General features: G+C 45.9%; 14 protein-coding genes. 7 read left to right on the forward strand and 7 right to left on the reverse strand.

The window, feature by feature from the left end; genetic code table 11:
• Nucleotides 1-5: 5 nt before the first annotated feature.
• The 3 genes from ACFWMP_RS21920 to ACFWMP_RS21930 form a co-directional block, all read right to left on the reverse strand.
• Complete coding sequence (locus ACFWMP_RS21920; protein WP_379424697.1) at nt 6-698, reverse strand: response regulator; 693 nt, start codon at nt 696-698, stop codon at nt 6-8.
• A gap of 16 nt (nt 699-714) precedes the next feature.
• Nucleotides 715-2,391 carry a GAF domain-containing sensor histidine kinase gene (locus ACFWMP_RS21925; protein ID WP_379424698.1) on the reverse strand — a complete coding sequence of 559 codons (1,677 nt, stop codon included), beginning with the start codon at nt 2,389-2,391 and terminating at the stop codon, nt 715-717.
• Nucleotides 2,392-2,538: 147 nt separating this feature from the next.
• Nucleotides 2,539-3,930, reverse strand: coding sequence for an MATE family efflux transporter (locus ACFWMP_RS21930; RefSeq protein ID WP_379424699.1), 1,392 nt, complete (start codon nt 3,928-3,930; stop codon nt 2,539-2,541).
• A 263-nt stretch (nt 3,931-4,193) separates the two neighbouring features.
• Here ACFWMP_RS21930 and hxlA point away from each other — a divergent pair, with 263 nt between their 5' ends.
• From hxlA to ACFWMP_RS21945, 3 genes are all read left to right on the forward strand, one after another.
• Nucleotides 4,194-4,826 (forward strand): 3-hexulose-6-phosphate synthase, encoded by a 633-nt coding sequence (hxlA, locus tag ACFWMP_RS21935; protein WP_339799330.1) that lies wholly within the window; start codon nt 4,194-4,196, stop codon nt 4,824-4,826.
• Nucleotides 4,827-4,833: 7 nt separating this feature from the next.
• The gene (gene hxlB, locus ACFWMP_RS21940) at nt 4,834-5,391 is read left to right on the forward strand and encodes a 6-phospho-3-hexuloisomerase (protein WP_379424700.1); all 558 of its coding nucleotides are present in this window, start codon (nt 4,834-4,836) and stop codon (nt 5,389-5,391) included.
• A gap of 85 nt (nt 5,392-5,476) precedes the next feature.
• Entirely contained in the window at nt 5,477-5,854 is a 378-nt protein-coding gene (locus tag ACFWMP_RS21945; protein ID WP_036682121.1) for a winged helix-turn-helix transcriptional regulator, read from the forward strand.
• Between the two features lie 95 nt (nt 5,855-5,949).
• On the opposite strand, the gene pepT is transcribed toward ACFWMP_RS21945, so the two are convergent.
• From pepT to ACFWMP_RS21965, 4 genes are all read right to left on the reverse strand, one after another.
• Nucleotides 5,950-7,182, reverse strand: a complete 1,233-nt coding sequence (pepT, locus tag ACFWMP_RS21950) for a peptidase T (RefSeq protein WP_379424701.1) — start codon at nt 7,180-7,182, stop codon at nt 5,950-5,952.
• A 97-nt stretch (nt 7,183-7,279) separates the two neighbouring features.
• Nucleotides 7,280-7,933, reverse strand: a complete 654-nt coding sequence (locus tag ACFWMP_RS21955; RefSeq protein ID WP_379424702.1) for a sortase — start codon at nt 7,931-7,933, stop codon at nt 7,280-7,282.
• Between the two features lie 31 nt (nt 7,934-7,964).
• Nucleotides 7,965-9,068, reverse strand: a complete 1,104-nt coding sequence (locus ACFWMP_RS21960) for a hypothetical protein (protein WP_379424703.1) — start codon at nt 9,066-9,068, stop codon at nt 7,965-7,967.
• Between the two features lie 475 nt (nt 9,069-9,543).
• Nucleotides 9,544-10,557: an LLM class flavin-dependent oxidoreductase gene (locus ACFWMP_RS21965; protein WP_339267762.1), complete on the reverse strand. Its 1,014-nt coding sequence runs from the start codon at nt 10,555-10,557 to the stop codon at nt 9,544-9,546.
• Between the two features lie 256 nt (nt 10,558-10,813).
• Between ACFWMP_RS21965 and ACFWMP_RS21970 the strand changes: the two genes are divergently transcribed.
• From ACFWMP_RS21970 to ACFWMP_RS21985, 4 genes are all read left to right on the forward strand, one after another.
• Nucleotides 10,814-11,818: a LacI family DNA-binding transcriptional regulator gene (locus ACFWMP_RS21970; RefSeq protein ID WP_042192717.1), complete on the forward strand. Its 1,005-nt coding sequence runs from the start codon at nt 10,814-10,816 to the stop codon at nt 11,816-11,818.
• 332 nt (nt 11,819-12,150) lie between these two features.
• A complete protein-coding gene (locus tag ACFWMP_RS21975) occupies nt 12,151-13,575 on the forward strand; it encodes an ABC transporter substrate-binding protein (RefSeq protein ID WP_076285069.1) in 1,425 nt (474 codons plus the stop codon).
• A gap of 142 nt (nt 13,576-13,717) precedes the next feature.
• Nucleotides 13,718-14,806 (forward strand): carbohydrate ABC transporter permease, encoded by a 1,089-nt coding sequence (locus tag ACFWMP_RS21980; protein ID WP_042194677.1) that lies wholly within the window; start codon nt 13,718-13,720, stop codon nt 14,804-14,806.
• Complete coding sequence (locus ACFWMP_RS21985; protein ID WP_094868352.1) at nt 14,806-15,897, forward strand: carbohydrate ABC transporter permease; 1,092 nt, start codon at nt 14,806-14,808, stop codon at nt 15,895-15,897. Before ACFWMP_RS21980 ends, ACFWMP_RS21985 begins: the two co-directional genes overlap by 1 nt.
• Nucleotides 15,898-15,914: the final 17 nt, after the last annotated feature.

Consider the following 15,914-nt stretch of genomic DNA (forward strand, 5'->3'; position numbering starts at 1 on the left):
TGGCGCTATGAGTTGTAGCCGCTTTTCAATGCAAAAATGGCAGCTTGAGTCCGATCCGATAAGTTCAGCTTTCCCAGTACATGACTGACATGTGTCTTAACAGTCTTCTCGGTGATGACCAGCTTACTGGCAATCTCTTTGTTGCTCATACCTAGTGCAATGAGGTCTAACACTTCCTGCTCTCGTGGAGTAAGAAGCTCAGATCCGGTGATTGTAACCGATGTAGTACTGGATCCATTCAGATCTGAGTTGCTAACATTCAGTTGTTCTGGTGTAGAAGCTGCCATTAGATTCATCAGTTGACTGGCAGCTGCGGAATGCAGCTCAACTTGACCACTGTGTACCTTGCGGATGGCGACTACCAGCGCTTCTGGTTCTATGTCTTTTAGCAAATATCCTTTGATCCCTACGCGGATAGCAGGGAGTACATGATCCTGATCTGAAAAGGAGGTCAACACAATGATTTTGACCTGTGGATGGGAGATCCGTAGCTGTTTAGCCGTCTCGATGCCATCCATAACGGGCATGTGCAAATCCATTAATATGATATCCGGATGGAGCTCAGCCGTTCTCTCTAGTGCCTCGCGGCCGTTCGATGCTTCTCCGATAACCTTGATGTCCGGTTGTGTCGAGAGAAACACTTGTAGCCCTCGACGAACCATTGCATGATCGTCAACCAGTAATAAACCTATTGTCATTTGTGATCACCCGACTTCATGTGGATTGGAGGGGCAAAGGGATGGTTACCTCAACCGTTGTGCCTTGGTGCTCCTCACTTTGAATATGAATATGGCCGTAGAGCGCCTCAGCTCTTTCCTTCATAATATGCAGGCCGAGAGATTCATTGGTGTCTGTGTTACAGCGCCGTTTGGCACCGCCCTTACCCTGATCGGCAATGCTCAGTATCACCTCGGTAGCGTTCAAAAGTAGAGATACTTTAGCTTTAGAAGCTCCGGAGTGCTTACGTACATTATTAAGTGCTTCTTGACCAATGCGCAGCAGTCCTTCTTCCACATTGCGGGGAAGTTCGAGTACACCGCTGCGTTGAGTCTGTATCAACAGCCCTAGTTGCTGACCATGAGCCTGCAGCGCGGTCAATAACCCGGCTTCCAGTCCTGCAGGACGAAGCTGCATGATTAAAGCACGCATTTCTTTGAGTGCAGATTGAGAGAGCTCTTGAATATCGCGGACAGCCTCAGCAGCCGGATGGGAGGTATGCTCTTGCTGCAGCATGCTTTCTACACCTTTGGCCGTCATCGAGAGGGAGAACAGAATCTGGTTCACCGAGTCGTGGAGGTCACGGGCCAGTCGATTCCGCTCGTCCAGACGCGTGATTTCGCGGCGCTTCTCTCCGAGCTGTACACTTTCCAATGTAGCTGAAATGTGCTCGGCAATCGCTTCGAGTACTTCTCCGTCTGCGGTTGCGGAGGCGAGTGCTTTAGGCGAGGTGATGAGTAGAATGGCTGAACCATGTGCAGTAATCTGCCGAAAGGGGACGGCAAGCATTACAACTCGCTCTGTAACAGGCTGTTCGGAACAGCATGAGTTCGTAATTTCCTGTTCTTCGTCAGAGGTTAATGTTGCGAAGCGCTGTCCTTTTGCAATATCCCTTAGACGATTCTTAAAGGAATCCGAGAGCTCAAAAGGAGCTAATTCAGGTGTTATATTAGCTGCATGAGCGGCTGCATGTACTTCGAATTTGCCCGCGTGTTGTCCAATGATCGCTGCAAAAGGCCAATCGAAATATTGGCCAATCAGGGCGGTGGTTTTCTCCACCAGAATGCTTGGGGAGATGCATTCACTAGCCGTTATATTCAAAGCAGCGCTGAACTCCCCTAATTTGGCGTACAGATTGGCACGGCGCTGCTCGGTGCTATATAACTGCATGCGTTCAATGGCACTGCCAATTTGCAGGGCCACGGATTGTAGCAGAGCCAGCTCACTGTCGGGGTAATGTGCTTTGCCCGGTGCAGCTACATTCATAAGTCCTAGGTAGCGATCGCCTGAATGCAGTGGGATAGTGGCGTGGTGGGTGATCCCTAATGTATCGCCCCAGTTATTTTGCCTGGCATTACTCAGCCGCTTGCAGTTTAGAATGTTAACAGCATGCTCTAGCCGTCCGTCCCATAGGCGGTCTAAGCACCAGCAGCTTCCACACTGCATCGGCTGTTTATTGTTCCGTTGCAGCGCTGGCGGTAAACCTTGATCTGCGGCGAATTCATACTCCATATTCTCTTCGCTCAGGAAGATCCAGCCTGCCGTATTTCCTGTTAGATCTAACAGCTTACCCATAACTGTATCGAGCATCGGTTTGAGCTCATTGGAACTGTTTAAGGTCTCCGCAATCGTCTTGAGCGTCAATAACTCGTGGATTCCGGTTTCTTCCGGCATGAGGTTCTCCCCTTTAGATTAATTACGTTCTATCTATTGTAACGTAGAATGCTTCATTCATTCTAATATTTATGTAATCATGAAGCGACAAAAAAGGTGGACCCTTAAGATCTGATATGACCTTAGAGAACCACCTAAATAAATTCGTTAATTTACAGCTGCAGGGGTAGTGGAAGGCACGCTGTGTTCTACATCATCGTGCTGAATCAGTCCGTGTTTCTCCCAAGCTCGACTCTTCCAGCGGAAATACATAATGACAGCTCTTGTCCACTCATCAGCCGCAGTGGCAATCCACACACCGGCTAATCCTAGGTTAAGCTGGAATACCAGAAAATAGCCAAGGGGTAAGCTCATGCAGACCATGGAGATCAGTCCCATATATACTGGGAACTTCGCATCGCCCGAGGCGCGTAGTGAGTTAATGATGACCAAATTAGTTGTGCGCCCGGTCTCTAGGAAGAAACTAAGCAGTATAACCTGAGCCCCCATCAGAATAATGTTCTCGTTGTCTGTGAAGAGGCCGAATAGCGGTACCCGGAAGACGATCACAAGCACATCTATTACTACTGTGACCAGAAGTGCCCACTTCACACTGGTGAATACACGCGTATAGGCCTCTTTGGGGCGCCTAGCTCCCACCAGATGTCCTACGATAATGGAGGTTCCCATGGAGACGGCTACACTGAATAAATAAATATAATTGGAAATGTTGAGCGCGTATTGACGAGTGGCCATAGCCTCGGCGCCCAGGTAGGTAATATACAGCGTGAATACGAGCTGACAAGATTGATAAATAATCGATTCGAACGCGGACGGGATGCCGATTTTGAGAATTTGCTGCACATATTTTTTGGAAAGATGAATGTAGTAGGTTAACTTCACCCGTACCTCCATCACTCTGTAGAGCAGTAAGAAGAAAATAATAAGACAGATAAACCGACTGACAACCGTTGAGATAGCTGCACCTTCGACACCTAACGCTGGAAGTCCAAAATGACCATAGATGAGTAAGTAGTTACCCACCACGTGAATGATGTTCATCAGCAAGGATACGACCATCGTCTGTTTAGTGAAACCGTGCGTACGGATTGTGGTCGCCAGAGCATTGATTAATGCTTGGAGAAAAATACCGCCGCCGACAATATGAATATAGGATTTAGCGTAAACGAGAATGTCCCCTTTTACATTCAGGGCAGTTAGTAGAGTTCCTCCGAATATCAGTAAAAACGTACTTAGGAGAATTCCTACTAACAGGTTTAGAGTAATGGCATTGCCGGTCACTTGAGCGGCTTCCAGAGGTTTTTTGGAACCGAGGTATTGGGAGACCACAATCGCTGCGCCGTTACCAATTACACTGAGAACTAAAATAGCCATCGCGATAATCTGATTCGCTGCGCCAACACCCGATACGGCATCGTCCGATACGGAGCTGATCATAAAAGTATCCACACTGCCCATGAGCATAAATAGGAACAGTTCCAGGAATATCGGCCAAGTTAGTTTTACAAGGTTAAATTCTTGGTGAGTATTGTGCTTCATTGTACACCTTCTTACATCATGATTAAATTGCTGTTATTCCATAAACAAACTGTAATGTTAGCACAGCTTTCATGAAAATGCAGTACTTTTACAAAAATATGACAAAAGGTTGTTAATGTCTGCAAAGATAAAGCTGGCAGCAGCACATTAGTATCCTCCAGGTAACTACATCACAATAAAGTGCCTACTTCCCTTAAAGGATGTAAGGATCTACAATTTGTACATGACTTACTAAAATATATTAACGAGGAGTGCAAATAAATATGAAATTGCAATTAGCATTGGATCTAGTGGATATTGCGGGAGCGAAAGAGATTGTCTCAGAGGTTGCTGAATATATAGATATCGTTGAAATTGGAACACCTATCGTTATTAATGAAGGCTTGCATGCGGTGAAAGCAATAAAGGAAGCTTTTCCTGCTTTGACAGTATTGGCTGATTTGAAAATCATGGATGCTGGTGGATATGAAGTGATGAAGGCGGCAGAAGCTGGTGCTGATATCGTTACTGTGCTTGGTGTATCTGATGATGCTACCATTCGGGGTGCGGTGGAGGAAGCTAAGAAGACGAATAGACAGATTCTGGTTGACCTGATCAATGTAAAAGATATTAAGTCAAGAGCGGCTGAAGTAGACGCACTTGGCGTAGACTATGTCTGCGTACACTCTGGATATGACCATCAGGCGGAAGGGAAAAATTCTTTTGCAGATTTGAATGCAATTAAAAGTGTGGTTAAACAGGCTAAAACCGCTATCGCTGGGGGTATCAAGCTAAGTACGCTTCCGGAAGTTATTGCAGCGAATCCTGATCTTGTTATCGTTGGCGGAGGCATTACGGGTGAGGCTGATCAAAAGGCCGCAGCGGCAGAGATGAAACGTCTAGTTAACCAGGCTTAAGATTACAATGGACACATTGAAATATGCGCAGCAGATTATAGAGGAGCTTCAGCGCTCCATTTCTCAGCTTGATCAGCAAGAGGCTGAACGAATGGCTGAACTGCTTCTTCAGTCGAATAAGATATTTGTGGCCGGGGCTGGTAGATCAGGATTGATGGGACGTGCTTTTGCAATGCGACTCATGCATGTCGGTAAAGAAGCGTACGTCGTGGGAGAAACGGTAACCCCGGGTATTGAGCCTGGTGATGTGCTTGTGCTCGGTTCCGGTTCGGGAGAGACGAAGGGGCTGATCTCTATGGCAGAGAAGGCCAAAGGAGTAGGTGCAGAGGTTATTGCCGTTACGATTGCGCCGGACTCGACCGTCGGACGTTTAGCGAGCTATGTAGTGAAGCTGCCGGGGTCTACAAAAGATCAGACCAGCGGAGGCTACAGCACGATTCAGCCAATGGCTTCTTTATTCGAACAGACGATGTTAGTCTTTTACGATGCAGTGATTCTGCGGATGATGGAGAAGACGGGGCAGACGACTAAGCAGATGTTCGGCAAGCATGCTAATTTAGAGTGAGAGTACAGAAACGAATGCCTTCCTAGTAAGGAGGTTATTCGTTTTTGTGTTAGTATGACAACAGGAGAGAGGGGGCGCTTTAGTTATGGCAACCGAGATTAAAGATCGCATCAACTTGAAGGAAATTAACTGCGAGAAGGAACTGACGCTTGCGGTGATTGGAGGCAAATGGAAGCTGATAATCCTGTGGCATCTTGGGCTTGAAGGGACAAAGCGGTTCAGTGAGCTGAAGAAGTTAATTCCTCATATCACGCAGAAAATGTTGACCAATCAGCTTCGAGAGCTTGAAGAAGATCAGTTGGTTCTTCGGAAAGTGTATGCCGAGGTTCCTCCAAAAGTAGAGTATTCTCTGACTTCATATGGACAGAGCCTGCTTCCCGTCCTTCGATTGATGTATGATTGGGGTAAGAATTACGGGGAAAACGTGATCTGGAAAGACACGCCGCCGGAAGAAAGATGCTAATCGAATAGACTTTGAACATTAATAATCCCTGAGAGGTCTGAATCGACCTTTTCAGGGATTTTTTGTATTCAATATGGAGTGACGTGAATTACGATTTAAGCTTTTTGTTCGAACAGCTTGGCGATCTCGACGATTACGTTCACCGCTTTTTCCATGTTGTCAGCAGAGGCGTATTCGAATTTACCGTGGAAATTTTCGCCCCCCGTGAAAATATTAGGTGTAGGTAAACCCATGTAGGAAAGCTGTGAGCCATCTGTTCCCCCGCGAATCGGGCGGATGATCGGTGTGATGTTCAGATTCTCCATCGCCTCATGGGCAATATCGACAATATGACGCACCGGTTCGATTTTTTCGCGCATGTTGTAATATTGGTCTTTCATTTCAAGCACGATGTTCTCTTCACCATGGATGCTCTTGAATTCATCTACGATGGCAGAAAGAAAGGCTTTACGTGCCTCGAATTTCTCGCGGTCGAAGTCACGAATGATATATTGAAGCTTGCTGAATTCCGGTGTGCCTTCTATGGAGCTAAGGTGGTAGAAGCCATCATAACCGTCTGTGAATTCTGGAGCTTCCTCAGCAGGGAGTCTAAGGTGGAGCGCCATAGCGATTTTTGCGGAATGAATCATTTTTCCTTTGGCAGTACCAGGATGTACATTGACGCCGTAAACCGAGATTTTGGCTGATGCAGCATTAAAGCTTTCATACTCTAGTTCACCGAGTGGGCCTCCGTCCACAGTGTAAGCATAGGAAGCATTAAAAGCAGCTACGTCAAATTTATGAGGTCCGCGGCCAATTTCTTCATCCGGTGTGAAGGCGACTCTAATCTTGCCATGCTTGATTTCAGGATGCTGAAGAAGGTGATTCATAGCTGTCATAATCTCGGCAATACCGGCTTTATTGTCTGCGCCAAGCAGGGTGGTACCATCGGTTGTAATTAATGTATGGCCTTTATATTCTGCCAGCTCTGGGAAGCTCGCTTTAGACAATACAACATTTAATTCTTTGTTCAAAAGAATATCTTTGCCATCGTAGTTCTCCACGATCTGTGGCTTTACATTTGTTCCTGTGAAATCAGTTGCTGTATCGAGATGCGCTAAAAAACCAATGGTCGGAACATCCTTCTCCGTATTGGCTGGGAGCGTAGCCATGACATATCCATGCTCGTCCACCTGCACTTCATCCATGCCGATCTCCTTGAGCTCTTCGACCAGCTTGTGAGCCAGCACCATCTGCCCCGGAGTGGAAGGACAAGTTTCATTATCCTCGTTCGATTGGGTATCCATTTGAGCATACGAAATAAACCGTTCTATAACCTCTTTTTTCACTGTGGGTCATCTCCTCATTACTGTTGTATCTATATAGTATCACTTTCCATATCCGGTCTCATCCCTGAGGAGGAAGATTAAGAGTTAAGATTAGCTTTTAATGAGGCGATATTTCTTGCTTTACTAGCTTCGCTGAAAGTAAATACCGGTCCGGTGCTGACCCCACGTATGAAAAAGGATAACAGGTGATCAAGGTAAGAATAGCCTTATCGCTTGGTCTTATTGCGCCGCGTTCAGTCCCGTCTACAATCGTGCTGCCTGTCACTTCATAGGTGAACGTACCGTCCATGCTTTCCAGTTCGATTAGATCTCCTGCGACAAGTTCTCCTAGATTGCGGAATACGGTATCACGGTGTCCAGCAAGCACGCTATTACCGATGGCGCCGATGGCTGCGCTACCTATATAGTGTCCAGCTCCTTTTTTTAATTCAGGGCTTTCCGTACCCTCCAGAATAGCCACCTTCTTATTTAAGGTGGGGAAGCGGATTTCTCCAATCACTTCACCCTCTTTATAGGAGGGAGGAGAAGATGGTTGTTCTTTTGAAGAACTGACCATTCCCTTGGGGAGAGGGTTCTCTTCATTTGAAAGGGGGCGGGCGATGGCTTCCTCCCTCTTTTTTGCCCAATCATTTAGGGCCTGCTTGGTCTCGATGGGTGCTTTGACGACTTGAACGATCGAATAAATCAGCACAACTAAAGAGAGTATGAAGATTAGCTTCACGGTTAATAAGACACCATTACGCTTCTTCATACTCTCTCCTCCAGACTTAAATTACTAAACGTTATTCTTTCTTTGATTTCAATCTGCGCATAATGATCACGCTGAGTACCGCAATAGCTAAGCTGGCAAGAATTAAGTTATACCAAGGCTCGGCGGTATTTGGAAGCTCGTTGCCTGCCTCTGGTGCTCCCAAAGGAATGTCGCCGTCAGGTAAGGCTGCCTCATCGCTTGGCTGAGGTGTTGCACTGGTGGTTTGACTACCAGCATCTGGTGACGCTGCAGGTGTAGGCTTATTACTGCTTCCGCCCATTGGAATCGGTTCTTCAGTAACGCTTATTTCATCGACTGCAGGCGGTGAAACCGTAGGTGAAAGCGATGGTGTTGCTGTTGCTGTTGGTGGCACTGACTGACCTGGTGTTACGACAGCTGTAGGTGAAGCAGTAGTCGTTGGTGAATCTGTAGGTGTTGTGGTTGGTGCAACCGTAGGTGTCGGTGAAGCTTCAGGTGTAGCTGCTGGTGTTTCTGTAGGTGTTTCAGTAGGTGTTGTAGTAGGATCAGTTGTTGCTGTTGCTGTTGCTGTTGCTGTTGCTGTTGCTGTTGCTGTTGCTGTTGCCGTTGCTGTAGGTGATGGATCAGGTGTAGGTGAAACCGTCGCTGTTGGCGTTGGCGTTGAAGTAGGCTCGGTGGTTGGACCTGGTTCTCCGGAAGCGGAGAATTCAAAAGCTACGGTCGTGGCCTTCCCTTGATATTCGTTGCCGGCTTCCCATGGGAAGGTTACATCCATTTGAATTACACTCTTCTCTCCTCCAGCAAGTGAACCGATGGTTACTCTGCCAGCAGCCTCACTCATCACTCCCGAATAGATGATTACTCCCTCTTTTTCGAGTGTCATTTGGAGAATATTGTACAACTCTACGTCTCCAGAGATGAATTTAAAGTCCACGAAGTAATCAAAGCCTTCTGTGCCATCATTAATAATCGTGTACTCTGAGCTCATTTCGTCACCGGGCTTCATATTGTTCATGGTGGCTGTGCTCGTGGTATGAGAATTCACAGTAAGCTTAATGGTATCCTGAGCGCTTACCCCTCCAGCGTGCCATATTACTCCTGCCAGAATAATCAGAACGTAAGCAGCTATGAAGACCGAATGGTATTTCTTCTTCACTTTCTTTGCTCCTTTCTCCTGAGCCCATTGTAGCTGTTGAAAAACAAAATCTGCGGGCTTCCGGCAAAATCCTCCGTTTTAAACGATTATTCCATTCTACATTGTCGAAATAAGTAGTATTGTGAAGTACCACTCTTTCATTTGGGGGCGGAATCTCTCTGAATGAACGGAGAAAGAGGGCATAGCCAAAATACAAATCGTTCGTTATAGCGAATATATAAAGTATAATCAAAATGATATCCAAAGAAAAATGATGTATTACAACTAATTAGATCATATTTGTTTAAATAATAAGTATATGGTCTGTTTATCTGTTGATTTCTCTCTATATCTCTTTATTTTTATGTTTTTTACTATCTTAGTAGTGTTTTATTAAGAACGGTTTCGAAAACAAAACAAAAAAGGCAAGACGCATATCTGAAACGGGAGAATTCCCGATACTCAGATAACGTCCTGCCTTGTTAAGACTGCAATCTTACAGTTCTTTCATAGCCTCAGCTACAATTTCATAGGAACGAAGACGAGCTTCATGATCATAAATCCCTGCGGAGATAATCAATTCATCTGCTTGTGTCTCTTTCAGAATGTCTTGAAGTCGTTCTTTAATCGCTGCTTTATCGCCAGAGAAAGAATAACGCTGCTTATCGAGCATGATTGCTTTTTCTTGTACCGTCCATAGCCCATCCATACTCTCAACGGGTGGTTGTAACTTGCCTGTACGCCCGCGGATGATATTGAGGAACTGCTGCTGCTGCGAGGTAGCTAGCTTTCTTGCCTCATCTACGGTATCGGCTGCTGTAACCCCTAGTCCGACCATAACATAAGGTTTGTCTAGTACTTCTGATGGACGGAAATTACTGTGGTATATGTGCAGCGCCTGAAGTAAATACTCAGGTGCAAAATGGCTGGCAAAGGCAAAAGGCAACCCTAGCTTGGCTGCTAGCTCAGCACTAAAGCCGCTGGAGCCTAAGAGCCAGATGGGAACATTTAAGCCTTCCCCAGGAACCGCGCGTACTCCAGCTGGGCGCGATCCTGCTCCTGCAGGGTCGAAGTAAGCTCTTAGCTCACTTAGCTGCTCAGGGAATTCACTGCCATCGCTTCCGAGCCCGCGACGCAGCGCACGGGAAGCTGGTTGATCAGATCCGGGTGCTCTGCCCAGTCCAAGATCTATCCGTCCCGGATATAGAGATTCGAGAGTCCCGAACTGTTCGGCAATAACAAGTGGTGCGTGGTTGGATAGCATAATGCCACCAGAGCCAACACGTATGCTTTGGGTGCCACCAGCAATATGTCCGATCAAGAGTGAGGTAGCAGAGCTGGCAACTCCGATCATATTATGATGTTCAGCGAACCAATACCGATGATAGCCCCACTTCTCAGCGTTCCGAGCTAAATCTAGAGAGTTATGAAAAGAGTCTGCCGCGGTCCCTCCTTCCACAATAGAAGCCAGGTCCAGTACGGAGAATCGAATGTCACGAGGTTGTTTCAATGTTATCCCTCCTATAATAAATGCTCTATGCTCATAGAGCAGTATTTGTAGCTACGAATATCGCTACTCGGATAGTATACCATGTAATAAAACTATATACACACTTTAAGTAAGTTGTTTATCTTCCGAGTGAAGAAAGAGGAGGAGAAGATGAATTTTTTAAAATAATGTAAGCGCTTCAAAAATTATATTGTTATTTCCAATCGGGCTTGCTATAATCACATCGAAAAGTTCCCTAAAAAAGGAAGTTATCATTATGAAGCCAACCATAAGAGATGTTGCCAGAATGGCCGAGGTGTCGATTAGCACAGTGTCACGTGTTATGAATGCACCGAATTCGGTAGTGGAGAGCAAACGGAATCGAGTGATGGAGGCTGTAGAACGATTGCGGTATCAACCTAATTCATTTGCACGTGGTCTGATTTACAAGAAGTCCTTTACACTGGGCCTGCTTATTCCCGATATTGAGAACCTGTATTTCGCAGGGGTGATTCGGGGGATGCAGGATGCTTGCATCAAGCTTGGGTATAGTCTAATGATCTGCAATACGGACCGCGACAAAGAACGACTACTGTCCTATATTGATAACTTCCATGAGAAGCAGGTGGATGGAATTGTATTCGCCAGTGATTTTCTTTACCCTGAGTATCATGACAAATTGGTCGGTTGTAGAATTCCATTTGTGCTAGTGTCGTCACATTCCGATGAGTTCGACATTCCAAGTGTGGAGGTGGATGATGAAGCGGCTGCCTATGATGCGGTAAAGTTCCTGATTGATTTAGGTCATAAAGATATTGGTATGATTGGTTTTTACCATGATAATTCGGTATCAGGACCACCACGCTATGAAGGGTTTGTAAGAGCACTAACAGAGTCAGGGTTACAGCAGAATATTGTGAAGAGTAAATATGCCAGTCACCGGTTTGAACATGCTTATCAAGCTGCGCATGAACTATTTACAGATTACCCTGAACTAACTGCTGTTTTCTGTGTGGCTGATGAATTCGCGATGGGGACGATTTCTTATCTGAAGGATCGTAATATTCTTGTTCCGGGTCAGGTATCCGTGATTGGGTTTGATAATCTAAGGATGTCGGGTATGTTCATCCCGAAGCTAACTACGATTGCACAGCCAATTTACGAGTTAGGGTATCGTGCGGCGGAGAAGCTGCATGAATTGCTTACAACTGGTGAAGTGCAGGTATTGAATGAGAAGATGGAGCATAAGCTGATTGTGCGGGAATCTACACGAGAAAAATAGGGGTAGTTCACTTCTGTACCACCCTCTGAAAAGCTTTTCAGAATTCAGCGCTCGTCTTAAGCAACATTTGAATATTTGCTTAGACAATAAAAATAATTTTTACCAAAACATTTCAAATACAGATTGGAAACGCTTACTTTATGTGATAGTATAACAAATGTAAGCGCTACAATTAATTGGAATTTGTGATTGGATTCTTTTTTAGTATAGATCCTTAGATTCTGAAAAGCTTTCCAAGGAGGTGATCTGCTACAAGCTGCTTATACATGCCAGGGTACCGGATGATTGAGTCAGAAGCAATCTCTAAAACCATTAAAGGGGATGTACAAAAGATGAAGAAAACCTCAGGACGTAAAAAGTCATTGGCTTTAGTACTGTGTTTATCCTTCACTATGATGCTGAGCGCATGCGGCGGAGGCAATAACAACAATGCAGCGCCTACAGATCCACCTGCGGCGACTACCAGCCCAACAGCAGATAACACTGAGAAAGCTACAACTGCTCCTAGCACCGAGCCATCGGGATCTCCGCTAGAGCTAGCCATGAAGGGCGACTATAAAGGAACTAAAGTAACGATGTTCGGCCCCTTCGTAGATGCTGACCAAGTGAAATTTGAGAATAGTATTAAAGAGTTTGAAGAGAAGACAGGAATTGATATTCAATACGAGGGCTCAAAAGAGTTCGAAGCTACGATAAACATTCGAGTAGACGGTGGAAATGCTCCGGATATCGCTGATTTCCCGCAGCCGGGACTGCTAGCCTCGATTGCTAAGACTGGCAAGGTTATCGATTTAACTAACGTGCTGGATCAAGCCAAATTGACGGCTAATTACAACAAGAGCTGGCTTGATATGTCTAATATGGACGGGAAAGACGGCAAAATCATGGCGGGGATCTGGAACCGCAGTAACGTAAAGAGCTTGGTCTGGTATCCAAAAAAGCAATTTGATGAAGCGGGCTACAAGGTTCCTGAGACATGGGATGAGATGATGGCTCTGACGGAACAAATTGCGAAAGATGGTGATCCTGCTTGGGCTATTGGAATCGAGAGTGGTGCTGCAACAGGCTGGCCGGCAACAGACTGGGTAGAAAACATAATGCTGCGCACAACTACACCTGAGAACTACGATAAATGGGTAAAAGGTGAGCTGCCATTTACCTCTCCAGAAGTGAAGAATGCAGTTGAAACCATGTCGAAAATTTGGCTCAACAAGGATTATGTCTATGGTGGTGCAAAATCCATCGTGACGACATCGTTCGGGGATGCCCCAGCGCCAATGTTCAATAATCCTCCTAAAGCATGGTTTAATATGCTCGGCAACTTTATTACAAGCTTCTTCCCTGAAACCGCAAAGGTTGATGTAGATTATGATTGGTTCTACCTGCCGCCTATTGATCCTCAATATGGTAAACCAGTGCTAGTTGCTGGCGATATTTACGCGATGTTCAACGATCGTCCTGAAGTTCGTGCAGTTATGGAATTCTTTACTACAGGAGAATCCATTAAGAGCTGGGTGCAATCGGGCGGCGTAATTGCTCCAATGAATGATGCTTCCCTGGATTGGTATACCTCAGAATCCGATCGCCGGATGGCGAAGCTGGTTCAGGATGCTTCCACGCTGCGCTTTGATGGCTCTGACCTGATGCCGGGCAAAGTGGGCGCAGGTACCTTCTGGAAGGGTATGACCGACTACGTAAGTGGTACTGCGACGCTGGATCAGGCGTTGGAACAAATCCAGTCTGGCTGGAACAACTAACCTAATATTGAAAGCACACAGTTAAAAGAGGGGCAGCGAGATTTGAAGGTTCTCTGCCCCTCTTTTTGTTTTCCAAAGCGTGAGTATAGGAGGAGCTGGAGCTAATATGGGTGGACAATCACAACTACAACCACAACCACAAATGAAGCCACAATTGAAAGCCAAGCAGACGGTAAGCCTTAGGGCGGTATTGCTGTCTCTTTTAGTATTAATAGCCAATGTTGTTGTTAATGGCTCGATCTTTTTATTCTTTCGGGATTCCACGCTAAACCCGCTACTAACGGCGGTTCTAGCTGTTCTATGGGGGGTTCTGGGTGTTTATCTGATCTATTACACACTTACCTGGGCAGTCGAGCAATATCCTGATTACGTACGCCGAAAGGTATTGCCTTATATTTTTATTGGTCCGGCAGTGATTATATTGGGGTGGCTATTGGTGCTGCCTGCGCTGCGGACGCTGTATTTAAGCTTTTTCAATGCTTCTTCAGAGAAATTTGTAGGTCTCAGCAACTATGCAGCGATCTTTAGCGACCATCTAATGGCGACGGCACTGCGTAACAACTTACTTTGGGTATTCGTTGGTACACTGGCATGTGTAGCTTTTGGGCTCTTGATTGCAATTCTTGCCGACAGAAGCAGCTATGAGAAGCTAGCTAAATCGATCATTTTTATGCCGATGGCTATTTCTTTTGTAGCCGCAGGCGTTATTTGGAAGTTTGTATATTACTATCAACCCGGCGATGAACAAATTGGACTTTTGAACGCCATCGTTACTTATTTTGGGGGAGAACCACAGGCATGGACGAGTATGCTTCAGCCGTGGAATAACTTTTTCCTCATCATCATTCTGATCTGGATGCAGACCGGATTTGCGATGGTGATATTCTCGGCAGCTATTAAGGGAGTTCCTGACGACATATTGGAAGCTGCACGAGTAGATGGTGCTAATGAGGTGAAGATCTTCTTTGGAATCATGATCCCCTACATTTCAGCAACCATTCTGACTGTGACAACGACCATTATCGTCTTTACATTGAAAATATTTGACGTCGTCATGGTGATGACAGGAGGTCAATACGATACAGAGGTAGTGGCTACACAGTTTTACCGCCAATTCTTTATGTACCGGAATTTCGGTTACGGCTCCACGCTGGCTATTGTTCTGCTGATCGCGGTGTTGCCTGTGATCATAATCAATCTACGTCAGTTCCGTAAGCAAGGGGGATTCTAATGGCCGGGAAAAAGAAGAGAAAAGGCAGCAAGACGATTGTTAATATCGTGCTGGGTGTGATTTGTTTCATTTGGTTGCTTCCGACCCTTGGGCTGTTCATTTCCTCCTTCCGTCCGGCTGCCGATATTTTGCAGACTGGATGGTGGAAAGCTTTTCCTCATCAGGAGTGGAAGGCTGGAGAGACCCTTCAGCTATCGAAAGATGTGGATCTGCGGGAGCCGATCGAGGTAAACGGTAAAACCTATACCGATGAGCAGCTGAAGGCAGGCGTTAAGGCCGATGGCAGTCGTTTGATGTGGGAGAACCGCAGAGCGCGTACCATAAATCAACAGGAACAAGGCTGGAAAATGACACCGGATCTCACATTGGATAACTACAATAACGTGCTCTCGGGCAAGGAATACAAGCTCAAGCAAGCCGATGGCAGTGAAACGGTGCAAAAAGGCACCGGATTGTCGCAAGCCTTCTGGAATACACTGACGATTGCTGTTCCAGCGACGGTCATTCCGGTGTTAATTGCTTCTTTTGCCGCCTATGCTTTTGCTTGGCTACGTTTTCCTGGGCGCCGCACACTCTTTGTCATCATTATCGCTATGCTCGTTATTCCAATACAAGTGGCACTTATTCCAGTGCTTAAAGATTATACGGCTCTTGGACTGAACGGAAGCTACTTGGGCATTTGGCTGGCGCATACGGCCTTTGGATTACCGCTGGTTACCTACTTTATGTATAACTTTATCAGTCAGCTTCCTAAGGATTTGTTTGAGTCAGCTTTTATGGATGGGGCGAGCCATTTCACTATTTTCAGTAGGCTGATTCTACCGTTATCTGTGCCCGCACTGGCTTCTATCGGAATCTTTCAATTCCTATGGGTGTGGAATGACTATTTAGTCTCGCTGATTTTTATCGGCAATCAACCGTCAGTGCAGGTCATGTCGATGAAGATCGCCGACTTAGTAGGCTCACGAGGCAACGACTGGCATTTACTCACCTCGGCTGCATTTATCTCCATGCTGATGCCGCTCGCGATTTTTTTCCTGCTGCAAAAGTATTTCGTCAGAGGGCTTATGGGTGGATCAATAAAAGGTTGATTTGAACATTGCAGGAA

Origin of the sequence: Paenibacillus sp. NPDC058367, assembly GCF_042723305.1 — a bacterium.
In the GTDB taxonomy this organism is placed as follows: domain Bacteria; phylum Bacillota; class Bacilli; order Paenibacillales; family Paenibacillaceae; genus Paenibacillus_AQ.